This is a genomic window from Phocaeicola faecicola, assembly GCF_013618865.1.
Taxonomy (GTDB): Bacteria; Bacteroidota; Bacteroidia; order Bacteroidales; family Bacteroidaceae; genus Phocaeicola; species Phocaeicola faecicola.
Window position 1 is genome coordinate 42,849 of record NZ_JABSOE010000005.1, and the last position, 25,556, is coordinate 68,404.

General features: G+C 50.5%; 18 protein-coding genes. 15 read left to right on the top strand and 3 right to left on the bottom strand.

All coding sequences use genetic code 11. From position 1 onward, the window contains the following. The first annotated feature begins 17 nt into the window (after positions 1-17). On the top strand, positions 18-1,127 hold the full coding sequence (locus tag H3001_RS02540) for a glycoside hydrolase family 18 (protein WP_178245338.1): 1,110 nt from the start codon (positions 18-20) through the stop codon (positions 1,125-1,127). A gap of 39 nt (positions 1,128-1,166) precedes the next feature. Continuing rightward, on the top strand, positions 1,167-2,354 hold the full coding sequence (locus H3001_RS02545; protein ID WP_181214002.1) for a DUF1735 and LamG domain-containing protein: 1,188 nt from the start codon (positions 1,167-1,169) through the stop codon (positions 2,352-2,354). 216 nt (positions 2,355-2,570) lie between these two features. Here H3001_RS02545 and H3001_RS02550 read toward each other — a convergent pair whose 3' ends face one another. From H3001_RS02550 to H3001_RS02560, 3 genes are all read right to left on the bottom strand, one after another. Further along, positions 2,571-3,905: a RagB/SusD family nutrient uptake outer membrane protein gene (locus H3001_RS02550; RefSeq protein WP_178245342.1), complete on the bottom strand. Its 1,335-nt coding sequence runs from the start codon at positions 3,903-3,905 to the stop codon at positions 2,571-2,573. A gap of 17 nt (positions 3,906-3,922) precedes the next feature. Further along, complete coding sequence (locus H3001_RS02555) at positions 3,923-7,195, bottom strand: SusC/RagA family TonB-linked outer membrane protein (protein ID WP_181214003.1); 3,273 nt, start codon at positions 7,193-7,195, stop codon at positions 3,923-3,925. A 202-nt stretch (positions 7,196-7,397) separates the two neighbouring features. Next, positions 7,398-10,040, bottom strand: a complete 2,643-nt coding sequence (locus H3001_RS02560; protein ID WP_178245346.1) for a zinc-dependent metalloprotease — start codon at positions 10,038-10,040, stop codon at positions 7,398-7,400. Between the two features lie 221 nt (positions 10,041-10,261). Between H3001_RS02560 and H3001_RS02565 the strand changes: the two genes are divergently transcribed. From H3001_RS02565 to H3001_RS02625, 13 genes are all read left to right on the top strand, one after another. Then, positions 10,262-12,316 carry a glycoside hydrolase family 20 protein gene (locus H3001_RS02565; protein ID WP_178245349.1) on the top strand — a complete coding sequence of 685 codons (2,055 nt, stop codon included), beginning with the start codon at positions 10,262-10,264 and terminating at the stop codon, positions 12,314-12,316. 437 nt (positions 12,317-12,753) lie between these two features. Beyond that, positions 12,754-13,332 carry an RNA polymerase sigma factor gene (locus H3001_RS02570; RefSeq protein ID WP_178245351.1) on the top strand — a complete coding sequence of 193 codons (579 nt, stop codon included), beginning with the start codon at positions 12,754-12,756 and terminating at the stop codon, positions 13,330-13,332. Between the two features lie 203 nt (positions 13,333-13,535). Then, a complete protein-coding gene (locus H3001_RS02575; RefSeq protein ID WP_178245353.1) occupies positions 13,536-13,958 on the top strand; it encodes a SoxR reducing system RseC family protein in 423 nt (140 codons plus the stop codon). A 23-nt stretch (positions 13,959-13,981) separates the two neighbouring features. Next, on the top strand, positions 13,982-14,905 hold the full coding sequence (locus tag H3001_RS02580; RefSeq protein ID WP_178245355.1) for a Fe-S cluster domain-containing protein: 924 nt from the start codon (positions 13,982-13,984) through the stop codon (positions 14,903-14,905). A gap of 32 nt (positions 14,906-14,937) precedes the next feature. After that, positions 14,938-16,278: an electron transport complex subunit RsxC gene (gene rsxC, locus H3001_RS02585; RefSeq protein ID WP_178245404.1), complete on the top strand. Its 1,341-nt coding sequence runs from the start codon at positions 14,938-14,940 to the stop codon at positions 16,276-16,278. A gap of 8 nt (positions 16,279-16,286) precedes the next feature. Beyond that, complete coding sequence (locus H3001_RS02590) at positions 16,287-17,276, top strand: RnfABCDGE type electron transport complex subunit D (RefSeq protein ID WP_178245357.1); 990 nt, start codon at positions 16,287-16,289, stop codon at positions 17,274-17,276. Further along, entirely contained in the window at positions 17,273-17,929 is a 657-nt protein-coding gene (locus H3001_RS02595) for an RnfABCDGE type electron transport complex subunit G (protein ID WP_181214004.1), read from the top strand. Before H3001_RS02590 ends, H3001_RS02595 begins: the two co-directional genes overlap by 4 nt. Before the next feature lie 16 nt (positions 17,930-17,945). Continuing rightward, positions 17,946-18,530 carry an electron transport complex subunit RsxE gene (gene rsxE / locus H3001_RS02600; RefSeq protein ID WP_178245361.1) on the top strand — a complete coding sequence of 195 codons (585 nt, stop codon included), beginning with the start codon at positions 17,946-17,948 and terminating at the stop codon, positions 18,528-18,530. Between the two features lie 22 nt (positions 18,531-18,552). Further along, on the top strand, positions 18,553-19,155 hold the full coding sequence (gene rsxA / locus H3001_RS02605; protein ID WP_181214005.1) for an electron transport complex subunit RsxA: 603 nt from the start codon (positions 18,553-18,555) through the stop codon (positions 19,153-19,155). A 75-nt stretch (positions 19,156-19,230) separates the two neighbouring features. Further along, positions 19,231-20,265, top strand: coding sequence for a UDP-glucose 4-epimerase GalE (galE, locus tag H3001_RS02610; protein ID WP_178245365.1), 1,035 nt, complete (start codon positions 19,231-19,233; stop codon positions 20,263-20,265). Between the two features lie 317 nt (positions 20,266-20,582). Further along, positions 20,583-21,851, top strand: a complete 1,269-nt coding sequence (locus tag H3001_RS02615) for a voltage-gated chloride channel family protein (protein ID WP_178245367.1) — start codon at positions 20,583-20,585, stop codon at positions 21,849-21,851. Positions 21,852-21,880: 29 nt separating this feature from the next. Further along, the gene (locus H3001_RS02620; protein ID WP_181214006.1) at positions 21,881-23,269 is read left to right on the top strand and encodes an MATE family efflux transporter; all 1,389 of its coding nucleotides are present in this window, start codon (positions 21,881-21,883) and stop codon (positions 23,267-23,269) included. A gap of 416 nt (positions 23,270-23,685) precedes the next feature. Beyond that, positions 23,686-25,413 (top strand): alpha-1,3-galactosidase-related protein, encoded by a 1,728-nt coding sequence (locus H3001_RS02625; RefSeq protein ID WP_246368423.1) that lies wholly within the window; start codon positions 23,686-23,688, stop codon positions 25,411-25,413. Positions 25,414-25,556: the final 143 nt, after the last annotated feature.

Sequence of the window (25,556 nt, forward strand, 5' to 3'; positions counted from 1 at the left end):
TTAATTAAGATACGATTATGAAAATCAATATATTAAAAGTTGCGGCTTTCTTTTCGGGTATGTGTGCACTGGCTAGTTGTACTACTCCGGAGCTGGAAAATTTCGATGAGTATTCTCTGACAGAGCCTGCTAAATCTGAGAGTTATTACGAAGCGTTAAGGGCATTCAAGCAGTCCAAGCATCCGATTTCTTTTGGCTGGTATGCCGGATGGAGCGAACCGGGGGTATCGACTGCCAGCATGTTGGCGGGACTTCCTGACAGTATGGATGTGGTATCTCTCTGGGGAGGATGGAATAATCTTTCTGAAGGTAAAAAGCGTGACCTGAAATTTGTACAGGAAAAGAAAGGTACGAGAGTGGTGTTCTGTAGCTTTACTTCGGTTGTCGGACAGGGAATGACTCCGGCTGAGTTTGACAAGGACGATACTACACGTGAGCAGTTCTGGGGCTGGAAAGACGGAGACGATGCTGCCATCGAAGAAGCCATCCGCAAGTATGCACGTGCCATTGTCGACAGTGTGAACTTCTACGGTTATGATGGCTTTGACATTGACTATGAACCGAATTATGGCTATGGAGGAAAACTGGCCAGCGACCAGGGACGTATGTCAATCCTGATTGATGAATTGGGTAAATACATTGGCCCGAAATCATCAGATCCATCGAAATTGTTTATCCTGGACGGAGAAATCTGGAGAATGAATCCGAGTGTGATTGACCGTTTCAGTTACCTGGTATCTCAGGCTTATTCGGTATCGGGAGGAAAACCGAGTCCGGATGCTGGTATGAGTGACAGTAATCTGGACAGCCGTCTGCAGCAGTGTGTGAGTGCGTACAGCAGTGTGTTGTCGGAAGAACAGGTTACCAATATGTTTGTGGCTACTGAAAACCTGGAAAGTGCGATTGATGCATTGAACGGTGGTTATTACTGGACCAACAGAGACGGAGAAAGACAGGATAAGGCGGTATGTCCTTCTTTGTTGGGTATGGCGAAATGGCAACCTGTCAACGGATTCATGAAAGGAGGCTTCGGAGCTTATCAGTTCCAGAATGAAAAGGTGAATACTCCTCCTTACAAGTGGTTGAGAAGAGGTATTCAGGCAGCTAATGAAGGGGTGAATGAATGATCTTTTCAAATGTAGAACATTAATAAGAATAGATTGGATATGAAAACAACAATAAAGAATTTTTTAGTCGGTGGTATTCTGGTGCTGACAGGAGGACTGGTCTCTTGTGAGGATGCAGAATATAATGTACTGGGTGTGCATGGCTTTATTGCGGAAAGCACTACTTCGGAGAGTACCAAGGTAGTAGTGGCTAAAGGCGGAGCGGATGCCACTGTCACTGCTTGTCTGAGCGAAACTTATGGAGAGGATGTTACTTTGAAATTCGTGGTGGATCCTTCTGTCATGGAGGAGTACAACAAGACACAGAGTGCAAGTTTTGTGACTTTGCCCGAAGGCAGTTATGAATTCGAACAGGAAGTAACCATTAAGGCCGGAAACTACAGTGCCGAACCTACCCAGATTCATATCAAGGAGTTTACTTCGGAAATGTTGATTGAATCATATGCTTTGCCCTTGCGTCTGGTAAGCGTAGACGGTAAGGTGCCTATGATGCCTCAGACCGGTACTTTTGTTATTACGACTGAAAATGTGGCTCCTTATTCATTGCCGTTGTACCAGGGGGGTACCGGTTTCTCGGCTGAAATGCCGAACGGTCCTGAGACTTATTCTGCCTTTACGGTAGAAGCCCGTTTCCAGATCAGTGATACCGGCAACCGTAACCGTACGGTGTTCTCGAACGGAAGCGGCGGATCGGACAACCTGCTGTTGCGTTTTGAGGACCCTCAGAGCGACCAGCCGGATGGAACCAAAGGACATTCATTGATTCAGGTAGTGGGTCGTGACGGCAAGTTCCTGAATCCGGGTGTGGCGATGGAAACCAACAAGTGGCAGCATTATGCAATAACCTTCAACGGCTCTGAATATCGTTTGTATGTAAACGGCGGTTTTGCCGGTGTATTGGATATTCCTGATGGTCCTACTACCTTTACTGGAATGAACTGGTTCGGTGCAGCCGATGATTCCTGGTGGGGAGACTGCAAGATGCTGATGACCGAAATGCGAGTTTGGTCGGTTTGCCGTACCGATGCGCAGATTCAGAATAACATGACAAGTGTAGGTACTAAATCTCCGGGACTGGAAGGCTACTGGCGTCTGAGTGACGGTAAGAGCGGAGACGGAACCAGCTATGCCGATTTGACCGGAAAGGGACATACGCTGAAGACTACGAAGAAGCCGACAAAATGGATTGATGATATCATGTCAAGTGATTCAGCCACTCCGTGGTAAAAGATAAATACTGATTGGAATACCCTCATTGCATTTATTTGCGATGGGGGTATTTTTTTGCCTTGTGGTGTCGGTTGCGGTACAAGAGAGGAGTGGGCGGATAGGAAGAAAGTGATTGGATGAGGATATAAAAAATCCATCCCGGATACTCACTGAGGGAGCATCCGGGATGGATGGAAGGAGAGAGAAACCAATATCTCGGTATCTCCGAACGGATCAGTTGCTCAGGTTCGGATTGGCGGCAATGGCTTCTTTCGGAATCAGAATGGTGTAGCGTGCATCGTCCTGTTCCAGTATGTACTTCTGACCTTCGATGGTCTTTTCAATCCGGGGACGGGTAGTGCGCCGTAAGTCGAACCAGCGGTGTCCTTCAAAGGCGAGTTCTTTGGCACGTTCGTTCATGATCTCCGCAATCAGATTTTCCTGCTCCATTGATTCGATGGCTGCTTTCTTCTTATTGAAAGCCTCAGGAGTATATCGCTTTGCCATCAGTTCCAGAATCCGCTTGCGTGCTTCCGGCAGTTTCTTTGCCCGGGCTGCTGCCTCCGCACTGTTCAGGTAGACTTCTCCGGTACGTATGGTGGAGCGGAAGGCCGAATTTCCTCCTTTCAGGCATTTGCGGTTGCCGCTCTTGTCGGCTTCGCTGAAATAAGCATTGGTACGCAAGTCTCCCGCCTCGTAGAGCTTCAGGAAAGAAGGAAGTACGGAAACGGCAAGGCTGTAGTCGTTGGTGAATGTGTATTCCAGGGCGTTGATGGCTTCCACCGATTCGAAATGGTTCGGAAGCTTGAAGCCGGCCGTGTTGAAATCTTCCAGCTGGTTCTGTACCTCCAGTGCTTTTTCGGCACTGGCATACGCCTGTTCCCAGTTGCCCATATAAAGATAGATGCGCGAACGGAGTGCAGGTACGCACAATGTAGTAAAACGGTAAGACAGTGTCTTGTCGCTCCACTTTGTCACATTCAGGTATTCCTCGGCTTTTTTCAGGTCGGAAAGGATAGCGGCATATACCTCACCCACCGTATTGCGCGAAAGTACCTTTTCCATGTCGGTGTCGAGTTTCAGCGGAACAGCTTTGGTCTCAGGCGCTCCGGGCTTGGTATAGGGTTGTCCGTGCAGGTTTACCAGTACAAAATGCATGTATGCCCGCATCAGGTAAGCTTCTCCGGCAAGCTGGCGGATTTCCTCTGCTTTACCCTCGGTGATTTCTTCATGGTGCTCAATCAGGTAGTTGGCATAGTAGAGTGTCTGGTAATACCCTGCCCAGTTGAAAGAGGTGGTAGACGTACTGCTGGTATTCGTTTCCCAGCGTTCAATCGGACTGTATTTGTCGCGGTCTCCACTGTTGGTGACGTACATTTCGTCGGCTCCCATAGCGGCCAGTCCTCTGTCGGAAGGGAGGTTGTTGCAGGTCGATACCCACAAGGCCCGGTATTCATCCAGGGTGGTAGGAATCACGCTGCCTGTCGGCTTGATGTCCAGGAATTTGTCACATCCGGCCAGTATCGTACTCAAACATACGAAAGTCAGGTAGATATATATTTTTTTCATATCGTTCTTGTTAGTTTTTAGAAGTTCAGATTAAGACTCAGAGTAACCGATTTCGGAATAGGCTGTGCATAAGGATTTCCCATCGTTTCCGGGTCGAGGAAATTGGTGTAGTCCGAACCGAAGACAAGGAGGTTTCTTCCTTCCAGACTGACACTGGCCTGGCTGATGCCCCATTTCTTGGTCAGTTCAAACGGAAGCGAATATCCCAGACGGATGCTCTGCACGCGCAGGTAGTTCTGTTTCTTTACCCACAAGCTCAGGTTTTCGTATACGTTCAGTCCTCCCAGTGCAATGTAGGAATCCGGGTCTACGTTTCCGTCGAGCAGGGCAGGCAGGGTTCCCGAAGGATTGTCACTGCTCCAGCGCTGCAGGATGTCACGGTTGGTATTCTGGCCGCGGTCGTACCCCATGATGGAGTAAGTGGGCTGTGTCCGTACATATCCGCCTGCGTTGAAGATGCAGTTGATGCCCAGTTCGAATGCCTTGAACGTGAAGGTATTCGTCAGACCGCCGCTGTATGGAGAATCCGTACTGCCGATGTATTCGTATTTCTCACGCACTTCTGCCGGAGTCAGGTCGTAGGCCCCGAATCCCCATTCCCGGATTTTGAAGAACTCCTTGGCGCTTTCTTTCTGTCCGGTTTCCTTGTTGTAGAAGGTCAGCTGACCGTCCTTGTCGATACCGGCATAAGGGAAGGCAAAAATGGCTCCTACCGGATAGCCTTCTCTGCTGGGAGTCGTACTAGCCTCCGTGATGGCTTCCTTCAATACCTTGTTCTGGTTGTAGGCAAAGTTGAATGTCGTTGTCCACATGAAGGATTTGGTATGGATGTTACGGGTCGACAGACTGACTTCCACTCCCCGGTTGACCATGCTTGCCCAGTTGATGGTGGTCGAAGCAAACCCGGTTTCCAGCGGCAGCATGTGCATGCCGATCAGGTCGGTTCCCTTGCGGTAATAGTAGTCCACACTCAGGTTGATGGCCTGGTTCAGTACCGCAAAATCCATACCTATGTTGCTCGAATAGGTTTTCTCCCAGCGCAGTTTGTCGTTCGGGGCAGAGGTAACCGTAATCATGTCTTCGGTATTTCCGGGCAGGATGGGATTGGCATTCGACTGGTACTTGCCTAATAAGAAAGGTGAAGTGTTCTTGTCGATGTTTCCCTGTATACCGTACGAGGCACGGATCACCCAGTTGTCCATCCAGCGTACCTGCTCCATGAAAGGTTCCTCAGTAATGCGCCACAGGGCACTAACGGAGTACAGGGGCAGGTAACGGTATTTCTTGTCCACCCCAAAAAGGTCCGACCCGTCGAAACGGATGCTTCCTCCCAGGGTATAGCGGTTCAGCAGTGAATACGATAGGGTAGAAAAGCCGGATACATAGGCATTTTCCACGTTGGTCTTCGTATGCAGCGGGAAGGCCTTCGAGTCGTTCGGGAAGATGACCGGCTGGTTGGTCATCGTGCGGCGGTCGTATCCGTAGCCCGCAGAATAAAGGGTGGTTCCCCAGGTGCGGCGCAATTCAGAGCCCAGCATGATCTCAAACTCATGGATGTCGGCATACGTATCGCGGTAAGTTCCCATTGTCTTCCAGGTTACCTGGGAGTCTGAGTTTTCGTAGGCTTTGTGGAATCCGCCCTTTGCCGGCAGGAACGACTGTCCGGTGCTGTTGTCTCTGCGCTGCTGGTGTTCGTACCGCATGGCAAACGATTCCTGGTCGGCAATCTGTTCACGCGAGGTCTTGTCCAGCTGCAAGCCTACCTGTGAGGAAATTTTGAAGCGGTCGTCGAAGCGCAGCTCGACGTCGAAGATGGACGACATGGAGTTGATCACCGTTTCGTTCGAAGTATTGTTGCGCTCCTCGAAAATGTTGAACTTCAGGTCCGAGTATCCGCTCTGTACATCCGTATCATAGAGGTAGTTTCCATCCTCATCGTATGGCCGCAGATACGGACTGGCTATGCGGGCATAGAACATCGGATTGGTGAATCCGTTCGTGGCCAGATAGGAATTCAGCTTTCGGCGGTTCAGGAAAACCGATGCACCGACCTTCAGGATCCGGTTGATCTTATAGTTGGTCTTGGTTACCAGGTTCAGACGGTCGGATGATACATCCGGAATATTTCCTTCTTCCTTCGAGTATCCCAGCGAGGTATAGAACGTCGTTTTCTCGTTTCCTCCGGATACGCTGAGGTTGTATTCCTGGTTGAAGGCATTGCGGAGCAGAATGTCGTTCCAGTCGGTGTTGATCTGGCGGAGACCGTTGATTTCTCTCTGGGCATCGGCCGAGAGGGCATCCCAGCCACCGGCCTGGAATTTCTTGATTTCATCGTACTTCTTCAGGATGCGGTATACGCTTCCCTTGTCGGAGTTGATGGAATACTGTGACTTCATCAGCTGCAACTCGAGGTCAACCTTCTCCGATGCATTCAGCAGGTTGAGACGGTCAATGTTGAATTTAGGCGTATAGGTAAGGCGGGTATTGAAGTTCACCATCGTTTTTCCGGCCTTTCCGCTTTTGGTCGTGATGACAATGACTCCATTGGCGGCACGTGCTCCGTAAATGGCCGTAGCCGCAGCATCTTTCAATACGGTGATGTCTGCGATGTCGGCAGGGTTCAGTCCGGCAATGGAAGACTGCTCCACATCGTCGATGTTCTTGAGCTGTTCCAGGTTGGGGATGTCCGTACCCTCCAGAGGAATTCCGTCGAGTACCCACAGCGGGTCCTGTGTACCGTTCAGCGACGAGGTACCGCGGATTCTCACTTTCACCGGTGAGCCCGGGGCTCCGGAGGTCGAGATGGCCGACAGCCCGGCAATCTGTCCGGAGAGTGCCTGGTCGATGCTCTTTACGGTTCCGATTCTCGATTCGGATACGTCTATCTTGGCGATGGCTGCCGTCAGCTTGCGGCGCTCAATCGTCTGATAGCCGGTGACCACTACGTCTGCCAGCATGGTGGAAGAAGTTTCCAGTGCGACGGGATAGTGCGTCTGTCCGTTTTTCAGTTCCAGTGTCAAAGGAGCATATCCGATGTAGCTGAACTGTAGTTTCTTGACGGCCGATGGAATCGTGATGGAAAAATTCCCATCGATGTCGGTGATTACTCCTAATGTCTGCTGGGAGCTTCCTGACTTTTTCAGATCCTCCGAGGAGACAAAGACAGACACACCGATCAGGGGTTGCTTGTCGTCGGCAGCGATTACGTTACCTGTGATGACTTTGTCGGCTGCATTTGCTAGTTGCAGAACGCTACAAAGAATGAACAATAAGAATAAAGTTTTCTTCATTTAGTGGGTCATTAAAATAAATAGTTAAAGTTTATAATACTAAACAAATGAAATGGGAATATTGTTTATGGGTGATAATATGATTTGTCTTGCCGGAAGATGGCTGACAAGACAAAAGAGGGTATCCGGATATTTTCCATGCATATATCCGGATACGGTGGTAGCAGGATACTGATCACTGAAAGATCAGAGAGGCTCTCTTTTATTTTAATCCCAGGGCAGTCTTGATGCGCAGGATCATGTCATCGTAGTGATAACGTGTGGCCGTGTCGGAAGTGGACCGGCGCGATTCCAGCAGTTCCTTGATGCGCAGGAGTTCTCCACGCTTTACCGAAATGGCATCGGAGATGCGGTTGACCTGGCCGCCGTAAAAATTCAGTACACGGGGGGCTCCCATGCGTTCTGCGTGGTCGGCATACAGTTCGTCGCAGCTGCATCGGGGCGTGTCATGCAGCAGGTAAGGATTGGTGCGATAGGAGTCGCTCAGCTGCTTGTTGACCTTTACTCCTTCGTATTCTGCCGCTGCGGTAATCAGGGCATCGATGAAGCCTTTCTGTACGTTCCGTTCCATGACGTCGGGGATGCCTCCCTTCAATGTGGTGGCGAAGATGGAGCGGTGCATCTTGTCCATCATTTCGACTACGGTAAATGCCTTCTTTCCGTTTTTCAGCTCGTTTTCCAGCATACGCATCAGACGGTCGTTCGAAAGCAGGTCCCAGAAAATATATCCCTGCGTATTTTTCAGCACCTGGTTCGGGGCATATTCCACCATTCCGTTCGGATTTTTGCGGAGCAGGAACGTGTAGTCTGAAATCGGGGTGTCGAAGAGCCAGCGGGGGTAGCACAACACTTCATCCAGCAGGAAGTCCAGTGATTCAGCCTGCTTTTCTTTTTCTACATGGGTATAGGTCTGCACGCCGTCGCCCACGGTGGTATTCTCAATGTAAATACCTCCGATATTGGTCATCACGTGGTAAAGATAGTTGTTCCACTGCATGATGACGGCATAATACAGTCGTGACGCTTCCTCATAGCTCTGTCCTTTCTCGCCGGTGGTGGTCCATTTGATGATTTCCGGAACCACCCGCTTCAGGTTCTCGATTCCCAGACGGGATGATTTTACCGGGTCGTCTCCCAGGTCTTCGTTCTGGGCACGGGGGTCTACGGCTGCCCGAGGGTCCTGTGCCTCGCTGTATTTGTACAGACGTCCGGAGTGTTTGCTCAGGAAATTGAAGAGCACGTCTTTTTCGGCTTCCGGCGTAGGAAGTCCGTACCAGCGGTAACCGTATTCAATGGCAAACAGGTCGTAGGGACCGATGTGGGGCGATACGGCAGTTACTCCGTCTTCCGGCTGGGCTACATAGTTGTAGCGGGCATAGTCCATGATCGATGAGGCAGTGGAGTTCATGCGGTCGGTAAAGGCTTTCGAGCGCAGTGAGTCGGTCGGGAAAGTCCACGAGCCCATCATGTTGTGACGGAGTCCGAGGGAATGTCCCACTTCATGGCAGGCCACGAACCGGATGGCGTCTCCCATCATTTCATCAGGGAGCTTCACTCCCCGGGCTTCCGGGATGCAGGCACCGGTCTGTACGGTAATCCATTCCTGTACCATGGAGATTACGTTGTGCCACCACATGATGTCGGCTTCCAGGATTTCTCCCGAACGGGGGTCCAGGATAGACGGTCCCATGGCATTGGCCTTGGAAGAGGCTGCATAGGTTACTACCGAATAGTTGATGTCATCGGCATCCACTGCCAGACTGTCGGGCAGGTCGCGGGCGATGATGGCATTCTTGAAGCCGGCACGCTCAAAGGCTGTCTGCCAGTCTTCGATACCCTGTTTGATGTATTTTCTCCAGCGGTAAGGGGTGGAGTTCTCAATATAGAACACGATGGGCTTGGCGGGCTCTACCAGTTCTCCGCGCAGATAGGCCTCCCGGTCTTCGGGCTTGGGCTCGAGTCTCCAGCGGGTAATGTATTTCTTTTCCTCTGTCTTTTGCTGTGCGTCACTGAAGTACAGGAAGTCCTTGGTGAAGTATCCTACTTTCGGATTGTCCAGACGTCCGGTCATGGGGTGTTCCGGAAGCAGCACGAGGGACGAGCTGACCTCTACGGTGACATTGACTGTCGACATGCCTTCTCTGACGCGGGTGGTCAGTTCGGAGGTGGCCACTACGTTATTGGGGAAGGACTTGATGTGTACGATGCGCGACAAATCCTTGATGGCAGAGGTGCCCAGGTTGATGTTGTCGAATACGTTGTTGATGCTGGTCTCCGATCCGTTGTAAATGTCATTTACCTTGATGAGGTATGACTTCCGGGAAGCATCGCGGCTTTCCGTCTGGAAGGAGGCAATCAGCGGTGAGATGAAGTTGTTCTTCACCGACTGGGTGATGGCGTCGCCTGCAGGTGATTCCGGCAGCGGACGGATCTGGCGAACCAGGATCTTGCGGGTGATGGAATCGTGTTCGAAGCGTATCATCTGGGTCTCGTAATTGGTTCCACGGTTCACACCGGCATCATTCAGTTCCAGCGGAACTTTCTGCAGTTTGTTGACTACCAGCATGTCCCGTCCCAGCAGTGAGTCGGGTATCTCAAAGTAATAATTGTGATTCTTGTAATAAATATTGAACATACCTTTGCCTACCTGGTATTGCGGAACGGCGATTTCTCCCGAAGTGGAGTCCGCTACTTTGGATGAATCGGCAGGTACGCTTTTTTTCTTCTTGAAGAACCAGCCCTGTGAGGGGGTCTTTTTGTCGGGTTGTACATGATTGGCCTTCACAGGCGCATAACATAAGGCTCCGATTACGGATGTAGTCAGTAAAGTCTTTTGTAAGTTCATAATGTTGTTGTTGAATATTTAAGTTGCAAAAATATAATAAGGCTGACAAATAAACAATTGTATTTAATGGTGAAGTCTCTTTTTATTATTATTTTTGCAGAAAATGTGAAAAAATACAGGTATTATTAATTTTTTTTATTTGTTTGTCTCATATTATTGAAACAACGGACGGTTAGGTACGGTTGTTTTCCTATCGGTTATTTATTTAAATTTAATATTATATGAAGAAAAGACTATTATTCGTTGCGCTGGCTTCGTTTTTGATGGCGGGTTGTGCGGGTGAGAAGGAAAAATGCGAAGTTTTTCTGACTCCGGCTCCGCTGTCGTGTGTACAAACCGCAGACCGGTTTGCCTGGAATGACCAGACTCGTATTTCGTTCAATCCCGAACAGATTGACGGTGAGATGGTGAAGGCGGCTCTTTACCGGAGCGTGCTGCCTCTGAATTTTACGCAGGAAGTCGGAGACAATATGATTATACTGGAACTGGTATCCAGTCTTCCGAACATTACTTCTCCCGAAGGATATGTGCTGAAGGTTTCTCCTGACAAGGTTTCCGTACAGGCGCTTTCTCCGGCCGGAATCTTTTATGGGCTGCAGAGTCTGAAGCAGCTGACGGACGGGACGGACGCCGTTCCGGGAGTGGAGATTGCCGATGAACCTCGTTTCCCTTACCGTGGGGTGATGCTGGATGTGTCACGTCATTTCCGGAGTGCCGGTTTTGTCAAAAAGCAGATTGAACTGTTGTCTTCTTATAAGATAAACCGCCTGCACCTGCATCTGACGGATGCGGCCGGCTGGCGCTTGGAAATCGACAAGTATCCCCGCCTGACGGAGTATGCTGCCTGGCGCAAGCAGAATACCTGGAAGGAGTGGTGGAACGCCAAAAGAGAATATTGTGAAAAGGATTATTCCGGAGGTGCCTATGGAGGTTATTATACCAAAGAGGAGGTGGCCGACCTGCTGAAGTTTGCGGCTTTGCATCAGGTGACCGTGATTCCGGAAATTGAGATGCCTTCGCACTCGGAAGAGGTGCTGGCGGCTTATCCGGAACTTTCGTGTACGCATCAGCCGGGGGCTTCCGACTTCTGTGTGGGAAATGAAAAGACTTTTGAGTTCATCGAGAATGTCTTGACAGAGGTAATGGAGATGTTCCCTTCCGAATACATCCATATCGGTGGAGATGAGGCAGGAAAGTCTGCCTGGAAGACTTGTCCGCTGTGTCAGAAGCGCATGAAGGAAGAGGGACTGAAGAACGTGGATGAACTGCAGAGTTACCTGATCCATCGGGTGGAGACCTTCCTGAACAGCAAGGGACGCAAGTTGCTGGGATGGGACGAAATCCTGGAAGGCGGACTGGCACCGAATGCGACGGTAATGTCCTGGAGAGGTGAAGAGGGTGGTATCAAGGCGGTTCGTGCCGGACACCATGCCATCATGACACCGGGTGAATTCTGTTACCTGGACAGTTATCAGGATGCTCCTTATTCTCAGCCGGAGGCCATCGGCGGTTACCTGCCTTTGGGCAAGGTGTACAGCTATGAGCCGGTGCCCGATTCACTGAATGCGGAAGAGAGAGACATGATGCTGGGTGTACAGGGTAATCTTTGGGCGGAATACATTCCTACCGACGAGCATATGGAGTATATGTTGTATCCGCGCGCCATTGCAGTGGCCGAAACGGGATGGACAATGCCGGAGAACAAGTCGTGGGAGTCTTTCCGCGAACGCATCTTGCGGGCAACTCCCCGCTGGAAGGCATGGGGATATCATCCGTTCGACATTACCGAGGAAATCGGCAACCGTCCGGAATATGCTCAGCCGGTGACGCACCTGGCGACGGGCAAGAAGGTGACTTTCAATAATCCGTACTGGAAGAATTATCCGGCCAACGGGGAGAAGACGCTGACCGACGGGCTGTGCGGCGGATGGAGCTATAATGACAAGCGCTGGCTGGGATTCTCGGATGACAGCCGCATGGATGTGACCATCGACCTGGAGAAGACTACGAAGATTCATTCGGTATCGGCTACCTTCATGCAGGTGTGCGGTCCGTGGGTGTATTTCCCGGCACGGGTGGTGATATCCGGTTCGGCCGACGGAAAGGACTATCAGACCCTGGCTGAAATCGACCATAAGGTGGTGAAGGACGATGCGGTTTCCTTCAAGGATTTTGCCTGGGAAGGAGAGGCGGATGTAAGATATATCCGTTATCAGGCCATTGCGGATACTACTTATCCGGGTATCCAGTTTGTGGATGAAATCATTGTCCGCTAAGTTTTTTGATTGCGCATAAGGGCAGTCCCTGTTTTGCATCGTTCGGTCGGAAGGATGCGGAAACAGGGGCTGCCTTTTTTATTGGGGAAGGAATTTGGGGTAAGTGCGTGAAAATAAGTGAATCTCCATTTGGATTTTTCGGAAGAAATACATAGATTTGTGTAATAGACACTGGATTTTGTGAGTGGAACTGGATTTAACTGAACGCATGAATTGAACTTTGTTAACCTGAATGTGGCCGTCCGTCCGGGGCGGTACTTCACAATTGTAATGTGAGTTGGATTGAGTCTGTTGGGTATGCCTTATGGGTCCGTATGATGCCCGTTCTCTGCTCCGGATGACTGTTTCAGCCGGTCCGGAAGAGGATGATACCTGTGGGGCGGGTAAGGGCGTTTTCTGTATGTTTAGCTGATTTTTGATTCATATTCTTTACGCTGATGGAAAGACAATTGCAGGACATGTCGGATGACGAATTGATCGGGTTGTATCTGGAAAATAATGAGGAGGCTATTGCGGTGTTGCTTTCGCGCTGTGCCGTTTCTGTCGAAAAATGGATTCGGTTTTCTACCCGCGACGAAGAAACGGTGAAGGACTTGTATCAGGAAATAATGGTGCATCTGTTGCTGAAGATACAGCAGCGGGCATACCGGCGCGGGTGTTTCGTGGCGTGGCTGTATTCGCTGGTGTCCAATTACCTGTGCAGTCATTACCGGAAAAAGCGTCTGCCGGTGGTTGCCGATGTGGAGTATGAGTGGCTGCCGGTGGCGGACGAGGGCATGCCCGAAGGATATGAAGAGGCGCTGTTCTGCCTGGCGGAACAGCTCTCGTGTCTGCCGGTGCCGGTGCAGGAACTGATCAAGATGCGGTATTGGGAGCGGATGTCGTACCGTGAGATTGCCTGCCGTACGGGAATTAACTGTTCCACCGTGGTCAAGAGAATCCAGACCGGATGCCGTGAGCTGAGGCGCATGATGGAAGAAAAAGGATACGACAGTTCCTGTTTTTGGGAGATATAGGAAAGGTTCCCTTGTACCGCCGGGTACAAGGGTTTTTTCTTGTGGTGCAGAGCCGATGTCAGCGTTTGCGTAAATCCTTGTCTGAGAATTAACTTTTTGGTACGTTTTTTACTTTTTTTAAGTTGATTTTCCCGGATTATATATCCACTGAAACAATTTTTATAGTACATTTGCCTCGAATTTGTAATGCGCAGTTTGCAAAAATGATGAATAAAATAAAACATCTAGGTATTGTGGAAAACATAGATGGTGCTCATCTGAAAGTGAGAATCATTCAAAATTCTGCTTGTTCGGCGTGCAGTGTGAAAGGGCATTGCAGCGTGTCTGAGTCGAAGGAGAAGATAATCGATGTATATAATGCCAATTCGGTTCCGTGCCAGATCGGAGAACGGGTGATGATAGCAGGAACTACATCTATGGGGATGAAAGCGGTTTTGCTGGCTTTTGTCCTTCCTTTTGTCGTACTCATGGCCGTGCTTTCCGTCTCGCTGCAGCTTACTCAGGGAGATGAACCTTTGTCGGCCTTGTTTGCGTTAACGTCGTTGATACCTTATTATTTTATCATCTATTGTTTCCGGAAGAAGATCAGCCGGACGTTTACCTTTGTTTTGGAATCTATTAAATAATTAATAAACTAACTGTATATCTTATGAATTTAATTTTGGTTGCAGTGATTTCATTGGGAGCCATCGGCTTGATTGCCGCAGTTATTTTGTATGCCGCTTCTAAGAAATTTGCTGTGTATGAAGATCCTCGAATCGCTCAGGTAGGCGAGGTTTTGCCACAGGCAAACTGTGGAGGATGTGGTTATCCGGGATGTTCGGGTTTCGCTGCTGCATGCGTGAAAGCCGGTTCTCTGGAAGGTAAGATGTGTCCGGTGGGCGGACAGCCTGTAATGGACAAAATCGCAGGTATTCTGGGACTGGAGGCTGTGGCTTCCGAACCTAAGGTGGCTGTGGTAAGATGTAACGGTACTTGTGCCAACCGTCCCCGGATTACTCAGTACGACGGAGTGCGCTCATGTGCAGTGGCTCATTCTACTTACGGGGGTGAGACGGGCTGTACGTTCGGCTGTCTGGGTTGTGGCGACTGTGTGACTGTCTGCCAGTTCGGTGCCATCCGTATCAATCCGGAAACAGGATTGCCGGAAGTGGATGAGGCGAAGTGTACGGCTTGTGGAGCCTGCAGCAAGGCTTGTCCGCGCAACATCATCGAAATCCGTCCGAAGGGAAAGAACAACCGCCGTGTGTATGTGCAGTGTGTCAACAAGGACAAGGGTGCGGTAGCCCGCAAGGCTTGTGCAGCCGCTTGTATCGGTTGCGGCAAGTGTGTGAAAGTCTGCCCGTTCGAAGCAATTACGCTGGAAAACAACCTGGCTTATATCGATCCGGCCAAGTGTAAGTCTTGCCGCAAGTGTGAGACTGAATGTCCGCAGAATGCCATCATCGCAGTCAACTTCCCTCCCCGAAAGGTAAGAGAGGCAGCTGCACCGGCAGCCGATGCGGCAGTCAAGGCAGAGGCTAAAGTGGAAGCACAGCCGCAGGCAAAGGCAGAAACCAAGCCTGAAGCATAATTAAATAAAGTAGAAACCATAAATAGAATATCATAGTGAAGACTTTTAGAATTGGTGGAGTTCATCCGGCTGAGAACAAACTGTCTGCCGGTAAAGCAATCGAGACGCTTGCACTCCCTAAACAAGCTGTTTTCCCTTTGTCTCAGCATATCGGTGCTCCGGCTACGGCGATTGTAAAGAAAGGGGATGTAGTGAAGGTCGGTACCAAAATAGCTGAGGCTGGAGGTTTTGTTTCAGCTCCAATATTTTCTTCTGTATCGGGTAAGGTAAACAAGGTAGACAGCATCATTGATGCCAGCGGTTACCGCAAGCCGGCTATCTTTATCGATGTGGAAGGTGACGAATGGGAAGAAAGCATCGACCGCAGCACAGACCTGGTAAAGGAATGTAACCTGACTCCCGAGGAAATCGTTGCAAAGATCAAGGATGCGGGTGTAGTAGGTATGGGTGGTGCCTGTTTCCCGACACACGTCAAACTGATGCCTCCTCCCGGATGCAAGGCTGAGTGTGTGATCATCAATGCGGTGGAATGTGAACCGTATCTGACTGCCGACCATCGTCTGATGCTGGAAAAGACGGATGAAATCCTGGTGGGTGTACAGATTCTGATGAAGGCTGCGAAGGTCAGCAAGGCATATGTGGGCATCGAGAACAACAAGCCGGATGCCATCAAGGTGATGACGGAAAAGGCGGCTGCCTATCCGGGCATTGAGATTGTTCCGCTGAAAGTGAAATATCCGCAGGGAGGTGAAAAGCAGCTGATCGATGCCGTGATCGGCCGTCAGGTACCTGCTCCTCCAGCCATTCCTATCCATGTAGGAGCGGTGGTACAGAATGTGGGAACTGCCTATGCGGTGTATGAGGCCGTACAGAAGAACAAGCCGCTGTTCGAACGTATCGTAACGGTGACAGGTAAGTCATTGAAGAACCCGTCGAACTTCCTGACACGTATGGGTACTCCGATGAGCCAGCTGATTGATGCGGCAGGCGGTCTGCCGGAAGATACCGGCAAGGTAATCGGTGGTGGTCCGATGATGGGTAAGGCACTGGCCAATACAGAGGTGCCTATCTGCAAGGGTAGCTCGGGTGTGCTGATCATGAACGACAAGGAAGCCCGTCGTGCTGAACCTCAGCCGTGTATCCGTTGCGCCAAATGTGTCAGCGCATGTCCGATGGGACTGGAACCGTTCCTGCTGGCTACTTGCTCGGCACACGGCGACTGGGAACGTGTGGAACAGGAAATGATCATGTCATGTATCGAATGTGGTTCTTGCCAGTTCACATGTCCTTCACACCGTCCGATGCTGGATTATATTCGTTTAGGTAAAGGTAAGGTAGGCGCTATTATCCGCGCTCGTAATGCTAAAAAATAAAAGATCTTATGGCTAATAAATTAATTGTATCATTATCCCCCCATGTACACAGCGGCGATAGCGTACAGAAAAACATGTATGGCGTAATCATAGCTCTGGTGCCTGCCTTGCTGGTATCATTCTATATGTTCGGCCTGGGGGCTGTTATCGTGACATTGACTTCGGTCGTTGCTTGTCTGTTCTTCGAATGGGCGATTACCAAATTCATACTGAAGCGTGAGCGTACTACCATCATGGACGGTTCGGCTGCGCTGACCGGCTTGCTGCTGGCCTTCAATCTTCCTTCCAATCTTCCGTTGTGGATCATCGTTATCGGTGCGCTGGTGGCCATCGGTATCGGTAAGATGACATTCGGCGGACTGGGATGCAACCCGTTCAACCCGGCACTGGTGGGACGTATCTTCCTGCTCATTTCGTATCCGGTACAGATGACTTCATGGCCGGTAGCCGGACAGCTGACTGCCTATACGGATGCTGAGACTGCGGCTACTCCGCTGGCGCTGATGAAGATGGCGGTACACGGTGACACGGAGGCTCTGGGACAGTTGCCTTCTACCCTCGATCTTTTCCTGGGTAACAATCCGGGATGTATCGGTGAAATCAGTGCCCTGGCGCTGTTGCTGGGACTGGCTTACATGCTTTGGAAGAAGATCATCTCATGGCACATTCCGGTTTCAATCCTTGCTACTGTATTCGTATTTGCTACCTTGCTGAACCTGGCCGATCCGGTGAAGTATGCCGATGGTCTTACTCACCTGTTTACCGGTGGACTGATGCTGGGTGCGATCTTCATGGCAACCGACTATGTGACTTCTCCGATGACTCATAAGGGAATGGTAATCTACGGTATCGCCATCGGTTTCCTGACCGTGGTCATCCGTACGTTCGGTGCTTATCCGGAAGGTATGTCGTTCGCTATTTTCATCATGAACGCATTTACTCCGCTTATCAATACTTATTGTAAACCTAAACGTTTTGGGGAGGTAGCTAAGAAATGAAAAAACTTGAATCGTCTTTGAAAAATATGGCTTTGGCACTGACCGGATTCTCGGTAGTGGCAGGAGCCTTGCTGGGATGGGTGAACGACATTACTGCCGAGCCGATTGCCCAGGCCAATGCAAAAACCTTGAGTGACGCGATTGCTGTGGTGGTTCCGGGATTTGACAACAATCCTGCTGAGGCTCCTCAGGAAGTGGAACTGAACGGGGTGGTTTATAAGATTTATCAGGCTACCAAGGAAGGACAGCCTATCGGAGCGGCAGTGGAATCGACTGCCAACGGTTTCGGTGGAGCGCTGAAGGTCCTGGTGGGTTTCGACAACGAGGGAAACATCATCGACTATTCGCTGCTGAGCCATGCCGAGACTCCGGGACTGGGCTCGAAGGCAGCCGACTGGTTCAAGAAGGGTGCGAAGGGTGACATCACCGGACAGAACCCGGGTGAGGCTCCGCTGACTGTCAGCAAGGACGGTGGTCAGATTGATGCGATTACGGCGTCAACCATTACTTCACGTGCCTTCCTGAAAGCAGTGAACGATGCTTATGCGGCTTATAAGAAACAGTCAGGAGATACTACGGTAGCTACCGACGGAACCAGTGGAGCTACTTATCATGCAGCTCCGGTGGATTCAGTTAATGTGGATAACAATTAATGGAGGAGACATACTTATGAATAATTTTAAAGTCTTGATGAATGGGATTGTAAAAGAGAATCCTACGTTTGTACTTCTGCTGGGTATGTGTCCTACCTTGGGTACTACCTCATCGGCTATCAACGGTATGGGTATGGGATTGGCTACGCTCTTCGTGCTGGTTTGCTCGAATGTGGTGATTTCGCTGATCAAGAGACTGGTACCCGACATGGTGCGTATTCCTATCTTTATTGTGGTGATTGCGTCGTTCGTGACCTTGCTGCAGATGGTGATGCAGGCTTATGTGCCTGCGCTGTATGCTACGCTGGGACTCTTTATCCCGCTGATCGTGGTGAACTGTATCCTGCTGGGACGTGCCGAAGCCTTTGCTGCCAAGAACAATCCGGTGGCTTCGTTCTTCGACGGACTGGGTATGGGTCTCGGATTTACCATTGCGCTGACACTGCTCGGCGGCGTACGTGAATTCCTGGGTACCGGAAAGTTGTTCAACATCACTGTGATGCCGGAAGACTACGGTATGCTGATCTTTGTGCTGGCTCCGGGTGCGTTCATCGTACTGGGATACCTGATTGCGATTGTGAACCGTCTGAAAAAAGCGTAACTCCTAAAAAACAGATAAGATTATGGAATATATATTGATATTTATTACAGCGATATTTGTGAACAACGTAGTGTTGTCACAGTTTTTGGGAATCTGTCCGTTCCTGGGAGTGTCCAAGAAAGTGGAAACCGCTATGGGAATGGGAGCAGCGGTGGCCTTCGTGCTGACGCTGGCAACCATCGTGATTTATGTCATCCAGAAGTTCGTGCTCGATGCATTCGGACTGGGATATCTGCAGACCATTGCCTTTATTCTGGTCATCGCCGCACTGGTACAGATGGTGGAGATTATCCTGAAGAAGGTTTCTCCTTCGTTGTATCAGGCTCTGGGTGTGTTCCTGCCGCTGATTACAACCAACTGCTGTATCCTGGGTGTGACCATCCTGGTGATCCAGAAAGACTATGACCTGCTGACAGGTGTGGTATATGCGTTCTCTACTGCCCTGGGTTTTGCACTGGCACTGATTGTGTTTGCGGGTATCCGCGAACAGCTGAGTCTGGTGAACATTCCGAAGGGAATGAGAGGCATGTCTATCGCACTGGTGACTGCCGGTCTGCTGGCAATGGCCTTCATGGGCTTCTCGGGTGTAGATAAAGGTCTGGCCGTATTGTTCGGTCTGGAATGATTATTATCGGCTCATGTAATTGGATTTACCGATTATTGTTTTTATTTTTGTCGTAAATACTAAATCATTTATAAGATGAAAAAAAGAATCTTAGTTACAGGTGGAACCGGATACATCGGTTCACATACCGTAGTGGAACTTCAGAACAACGGGTATGAAGTGATTATTGTAGATAACTTGTCGAATTCCCGCGCTGAAGTGGTAGACAGCATCGAGCAGATTACAGGCATCCGCCCGGCTTTCGAAAAGGTGGATTGTCTGGATTATGAAGGTATGGATGCGGTGTTTGCTAAATATCCGGGTATCCAGGGTGTGATTCATTTTGCGGCAAGCAAGGCTGTAGGAGAATCGGTAGAAAAACCATTGAAATATTACCGTAATAATCTGGTTTCGCTGATCAACCTGTTGGAACTGATGCCGAAGCACAATGTACAGGGCATTATTTTCTCTTCTTCTTGTACGGTATACGGACAGCCGGATGTATTGCCGGTAACCGAAGCGGCTCCGATCAAGAAGGCAGAATCTCCTTATGGAAATACCAAGCAGGTGAACGAAGAAATCATCCGTGATACAGTGGCTTCAGGTGCTCCGATCCGTGCGATCCTGTTGCGTTACTTCAATCCGATCGGTGCGCATCCAAGTGCATTGATTGGTGAGTTGCCAAACGGTGTTCCGCAGAACCTGATTCCTTACCTGACACAGACAGCGATGGGAATCCGTGAAAAACTGAGCGTATTCGGTGACGATTATGATACACCTGACGGTTCTTGTATCCGCGACTATATTTATGTAGTCGACCTGGCAAAGGCACACGTAATTGCCATGAACCGTATTCTGGAAAACAAGCAGAAGGAAAACGTGGAAGTATTCAACGTGGGTACCGGACGCGGACTTTCTGTACTGGAACTGATTCATGCATTCGAATCGGCTACCGGAGTGAAACTGAACTATCAGATCGTAGGCCGTCGTGCCGGTGATATCGTGAAGGTATGGGCCGATCCTTCTTACGCAAACAACGAGCTGGGATGGAAGGCTGAAGCGACTATCGAAGACACTTTGCGGTCTGCATGGAACTGGCAGGTTCACCTTCGTGAGACCGGAGTGCAATAAAATTTGATTTTTTCAAAAAAAAAATAGCATAAACTACGAACAATTTTACACCTTCAGGTGTTATTATTTCAAAGGTGAGCCTCTTGCACGCTTTGGATATGTGAATATCGGAAGAGTGTACCGTTCATTCGGAAAAGATGCTCATTATATAGTAGTTTTGTCGTGTTTTATTTTGTGTTTGTGTTGTGATTGTTCCTCGGCGTGAGCCGGGGAACATTTTTTTTATCCCCGTGCTTCCGCTAAAAGAGTTTAAACTCTTTGTCTGTTTTCCCGAATAGTAGTACTTTTGCGGTCGTTTTCAGGATGAATAAGGTATTATGAACAGAAAGAGTTGGTTAAAGATTGAACAGTTTCCCTTATTGGTGTATTTGGTGAAGTGGCTATGCCTTTCGGTAGTGGCCGGAGTATGTATCGGCAGTGCCTCGGCCTTGTTGCTGGTATCGCTGAGCTGGGCTACGGATTTCCGTGAGAGTCACTTGTGGATGATTGCCCTGCTTCCGCTGGCGGGCTTGCTGATTGGAACAATGTATCATTACTGGGCGGGTACGGCTGCCCGTGGAAATAACTTCCTGATCGAGGAGATACGTTCTCCGAAGGATATCATTCCGTTCCGTATGGCGCCCCTGGTGTATGTGGGTACTGTCCTTACGCACCTGTTCGGAGGATCGGCCGGACGGGAAGGAACGGGGGTACAGATGGGTGGAGCCATTGCCGACCGCTTTTCCCAGCTTTTTCACCTGCACAAGCGCGACCACCGGGTGATGGTACTGATCGGTATCAGTGCAGGTTTCGCCTCGGTCTTCGGTACTCCGCTGGCCGGTGCCGTATTCGGCCTGGAAGTCATTGTCATCGGAAGGATGCGTTACGAGGCCATTCTGCCGGCTTTTCTTTCGGCAGCCTTTGCACATCTCACTTGTGTGGCCTGGGGAGTGGCACACACGCATTATCCGCATCCGGTGGTGCCTTCACTGAACGTAGAGACGATTCTGTGGACCATACTGGCCGGTATCTTTTTCGGGGTGGCTGCCATGTGCTTCTCGCGCAGCATCGGTATGTGGGGACGGCTGGCTGCCCGTTATGTGGCCTATCCTCCTTTGCGTCCGCTGCTGGGAGGTATCGTCATCGCACTGGCGGTGTGGCTGTTGGGAACAAGCAAGTACATCGGTCTGGGTGTGCCTACTATCGTCGCTTCTTTTTCCGAACAGCAGATGTGGTACGACTTCCTGCTGAAGATTTTGCTTACCACCTTTACCATCGGTGTAGGTTTCAAGGGGGGAGAGGTGACTCCGCTCTTCTTCGTCGGAGCTACCCTGGGCAGTTTCCTTTCCATGTTTCTTCCCTTGCCCATGAGCCTGATGGCCGCAATGGGTTTTGTGGCCGTATTTTCAGGGGCCACCAATACCCCGATTGCCTGTACCCTCATGGGGATTGAGCTTTTTGGTGCCGAAGGGGGACTCTACCTGGGCATTGCCTGTGTGATTGCTTATCTCTTCTCCGGTCACACCAGCATTTACACGGCCCAGATGATCGGCAGCCCGAAACACAGTGCTTTCATGCGGATGAAGGGAAAGACGCTGCAGGCTTGAGGAACAATCGAATATAGACAAGATAAATTATGGCACAATCAAAAGAAATGACGTCAGGGCCTTCTTTGCCCCTGATTCTGAATTTTACACTGCCCCTTTTGCTGGGGAATCTGCTGCAGCAGACGTATTCGCTGGTGGATGCTGCCATTGTGGGGAAGTTTCTGGGAATTAATGCGCTGGCTTCGGTGGGCGCAAGTACTTCGGTCGTATTTCTGATTCTGGGTTTCTGTAACGGCTGTTGCAGCGGCTTCGGCATTCCGGTGGCCCAGAAGTTCGGGGCACGCGACTATATGACCATGCGGCGCCTGGTGTCGGTGAGCCTGAAACTGGCGGGAGTGATGTCGGTGGGCATTGCCCTTGTGACCAGCCTGCTCTGTGCTTATATCCTGCACAGCATGCAGACGCCCGATAACATTTTCGACGGGGCTTACCACTACCTGCTGATTACCTTTATCGGTATTCCCTGTACGTTTTATTACAACCTGCTTTCCAGCATTATCCGTGCATTGGGCGACAGCAAGACGCCTTTCTGGTTCTTGCTTTTTGCTACGGTACTGAATATCCTGCTCGATATCTTCTGTATCCTGGTACTGGGATGGGGAGTGGCTGGAGCGGCCCTTGCGACGGTCTTTTCGCAGGGACTTTCGGCATTCCTGTGCTGTCATTACATGTACCGGAAGTTTGATATTCTGAAGACCACGGCTTCCGACCGCCGCTTCCGTCCGGAACTGGCAAAGCAGCTGCTGGGAATCGGGGTGCCGATGGGACTTCAGTTTTCGATTACGGCCATCGGAAGCATCATGCTCCAGAGTGCGAACAATGCCCTGGGAACGGCCTGTGTCGCTGCCTTCACGGCGGCCATGCGTATCAAGATGGTCTTCCTCTGTGCGCTGGAGAGCTTGGGTATGGCCATGGCCACCTACTGCGGACAGAATTACGGGGCCGGTAAGCCGGAACGCATCTGGCAGGGAATCAAGTCGGCTACGTGGATGATGCTGGTCTATGTGGCCTGTGTCATTGCCTTGCTGTGGGGCTTCTCCGAGCCGTTTGCCATGCTGTTCATCGATCCGTCGGAAACGGAGGTCATCGACTATACGGCCCTCTTCCTGCATATCAATGTATCGTTCTTCCCCTTCCTGGGCTCGCTGTGTATCTTGCGCTATTCCATTCAGGGAGCGGGATATACCATGCTGGCCATGTTCTCGGGGGTGGCAGAGATGATTGCCCGTATCCTGGTGAGTGTGGTCATCGTGCCGATATGGGGATTTACCGGAGTCTGCTTCGGAGATTCTACGGCCTGGATCTTTGCCAATCTCTTCCTGGTACCGGCCTTTATCTATATGTACCGCCGGCTGCGGCAGATTGTACAGAAAGAGGGCAGGGACGGTAGCGGAGAGAACGCTCCGGTTTCTGCTTAAGGAAATGCCTGCGCAAAAGCAGGGATGCGGACACGCATCGTTATGCGTCATGCAACAGCCCGCCATGTTTTTCAAAATCATCGCCGTCTTTTTGAAAAACATGGCGGGCTTTTATGTGGTGCATAAAGGTGTGTCTTCGGAAATACCTTTATGCAGGGGAAGTGACATGCCGTGATCTGTTCCGGAACTGGTACATCGTGCAACCGGTGGAAGAATCGTGCACGGCCGACTGCCCGTTTACTTCCAGACGGTTTGTTGATGGGGATTACATGATTTATTCCTATATTTATTGCGGGATAGGCGTGAGGTGAACCGGCTTGTCCCGTAATGTGTTTATTTATTTACTTTACTGAAAAACGACTATGGAAAAACGAAGAATATTATGGTGTGCATTCGCCTGTATTTGCAGCCTGGGTATGGCACAGACGGTAAAGGTGTATGACGTGGCGGAATACGGTCTCAAGGCCGGAACAAAGAAGAATGTGTCGCAGGCAATGAACAGGCTGGTCGACACCATCAAGCAGGAGTGCGATGAAAGCGACAGCATAGTCATCCGCTTCCATGAGGGGGTGTATCATTTTCACGAAAAGGGGGCAGCTTCGCGCGTATATTATATTTCCAACCACGATCAGGACAATCCCAAAAAGGTGGGACTTCCGCTGGAGGGCATGAAGCATCTTACCGTGGAGGGAAACGGGGCGCAGTTGGTCTTTCACGGACGGATGCTGCCCGTATCGCTGTTGCATTCGGAGAACTGTACCTTGCAGGATTTCAGCATCGATTTCGCTGCTCCTCATATCACGCAGGTGAAGATTGTGGCTTCCGACCCGGAAAAGGGGATTACCTTTGAACCGGCTCCCTGGGTGAACTGCCGTATTACCCGGGATTCGATATTCGAAGCTTATGGCGAAGGATGGGAACTGACTCCACAGTGGGGAGTGGCTTTTGAGCCGGATACCCGTCGGCTGATATACAATGCCGGAGATATGGGTTGTCCGGTAAAAGGGGTATATAAGGTGGGTGAAAACCGGATACAGGCTCCGGGATGGAAGGACCCGCGGCTGGTGCCGGGGACTGTCTTTGCCATGCGGGGCTGGGGACGGCCTGCACCGGGAATCTTCCTGTCGCACAACGTAAACACTTCTTTGTCGCGCATCAGCGTGCATTATGCGGAGGGAATGGGACTTCTGGCACAGTTGTGCGAGAACATTACGCTCGACGGATTCAACGTTTGCCTGAAAGGGGAAAACGATCCGCGCTATTTTACGACGCAGGCGGATGCGACTCATTTTTCGGGATGCAAGGGAAAGATTATTTCCAGAAACGGACTGTATGAGGGGATGATGGATGATGCCATCAACGTGCACGGTACGTATCTGAAAGTGATCAGGCGCATTGACAACCGTACGCTGGTGGGGCGTTACATGCACGGACAGTCCTGGGGATTTGAGTGGGGACGTCCTGGCGATGACGTGCAGTTCATTGCTTCGAAAACCATGGAGATTGTGGGAGACACCAGCCGCATTGTGTCTATCCGTCCTTACGATAAGGAGGAAATAGCGGGAGCCAGGGAATATCTAATTACGTTCGGCAGTGATGTTCCGGCGCAGGTAAGCGGACAGGAGGGATTCGGAATGGAAAATCTTACCTGGTCGCCGGAAGTGGAGTTCTGTCACAATGTCATCAGGAACAACCGTGCACGGGGTGCGCTGTTCAGTACCCCTCGCCGTACGGTAGTGGAGCATAACGTATTTGACCATACTTCGGGGACGGCTATCCTGCTTTGCGGCGACTGCAACGGGTGGTATGAGACCGGTGCCTGCCGCGACGTGCGCATCCGTCACAATCAGTTTATCAATGCGCTTACCAGTATGTACCAGTTTACCAATGCGGTGATTTCCATTTATCCCGAAATACCCGACCTGGACGGTCAGACGCAGTATTTCCACGGGGGAAATCAGGAAGCTATTGTCATAGAGGAAAATGAATTCGATGTGTTCGATGCGCCTGTGCTGTATGCCAAATCGGTAGACGGACTGGTGTTCCGCAATAACGTCATAAAGACCAATACGGAATATAAGCCTTTCCATTTCAATCAGAGCCGCTTCTGGCTGCAGCGGGTGAAGAATGTCTTTATCAGATAACCGGGAGGGAGGTTTCGGACTGTATCTTCGGAGACTGGCTGTATCCGGGAGACCATCCGCAAAGAGAGTTCCCAACTACAAAGGCCATAGTACGGGATGCGCTGCATCTTACCATGGCCTTTGAAAAGAGGACAAATTACAGA

Bases quoted from the DNA above. Each gene is read 5' to 3' on its own strand.
- H3001_RS02625 (WP_246368423.1), top strand. From the start codon at position 23,686: ATGGCACAGACGGTAAAGGTGTATGACGTGGCGGAATACGGTCTCAAG.
- H3001_RS02590 (WP_178245357.1), top strand. From the start codon at position 16,287: ATGGCTAATAAATTAATTGTATCATTATCCCCCCATGTACACAGCGGC.
- H3001_RS02595 (WP_181214004.1), top strand. From the start codon at position 17,273: ATGAAAAAACTTGAATCGTCTTTGAAAAATATGGCTTTGGCACTGACC.
- H3001_RS02540 (WP_178245338.1), top strand. From the start codon at position 18: ATGAAAATCAATATATTAAAAGTTGCGGCTTTCTTTTCGGGTATGTGT.
- rsxE (WP_178245361.1), top strand. From the start codon at position 17,946: ATGAATAATTTTAAAGTCTTGATGAATGGGATTGTAAAAGAGAATCCT.
- galE (WP_178245365.1), top strand. From the start codon at position 19,231: ATGAAAAAAAGAATCTTAGTTACAGGTGGAACCGGATACATCGGTTCA.
- H3001_RS02545 (WP_181214002.1), top strand. From the start codon at position 1,167: ATGAAAACAACAATAAAGAATTTTTTAGTCGGTGGTATTCTGGTGCTG.
- H3001_RS02550 (WP_178245342.1), bottom strand. From the start codon at position 3,905: ATGAAAAAAATATATATCTACCTGACTTTCGTATGTTTGAGTACGATA.
- H3001_RS02555 (WP_181214003.1), bottom strand. From the start codon at position 7,195: ATGAAGAAAACTTTATTCTTATTGTTCATTCTTTGTAGCGTTCTGCAA.
- H3001_RS02615 (WP_178245367.1), top strand. From the start codon at position 20,583: ATGAACAGAAAGAGTTGGTTAAAGATTGAACAGTTTCCCTTATTGGTG.
- H3001_RS02620 (WP_181214006.1), top strand. From the start codon at position 21,881: ATGGCACAATCAAAAGAAATGACGTCAGGGCCTTCTTTGCCCCTGATT.
- H3001_RS02560 (WP_178245346.1), bottom strand. From the start codon at position 10,040: ATGAACTTACAAAAGACTTTACTGACTACATCCGTAATCGGAGCCTTA.
- H3001_RS02570 (WP_178245351.1), top strand. From the start codon at position 12,754: ATGGAAAGACAATTGCAGGACATGTCGGATGACGAATTGATCGGGTTG.
- rsxA (WP_181214005.1), top strand. From the start codon at position 18,553: ATGGAATATATATTGATATTTATTACAGCGATATTTGTGAACAACGTA.
- H3001_RS02580 (WP_178245355.1), top strand. From the start codon at position 13,982: ATGAATTTAATTTTGGTTGCAGTGATTTCATTGGGAGCCATCGGCTTG.
- H3001_RS02575 (WP_178245353.1), top strand. From the start codon at position 13,536: ATGATGAATAAAATAAAACATCTAGGTATTGTGGAAAACATAGATGGT.
- H3001_RS02565 (WP_178245349.1), top strand. From the start codon at position 10,262: ATGAAGAAAAGACTATTATTCGTTGCGCTGGCTTCGTTTTTGATGGCG.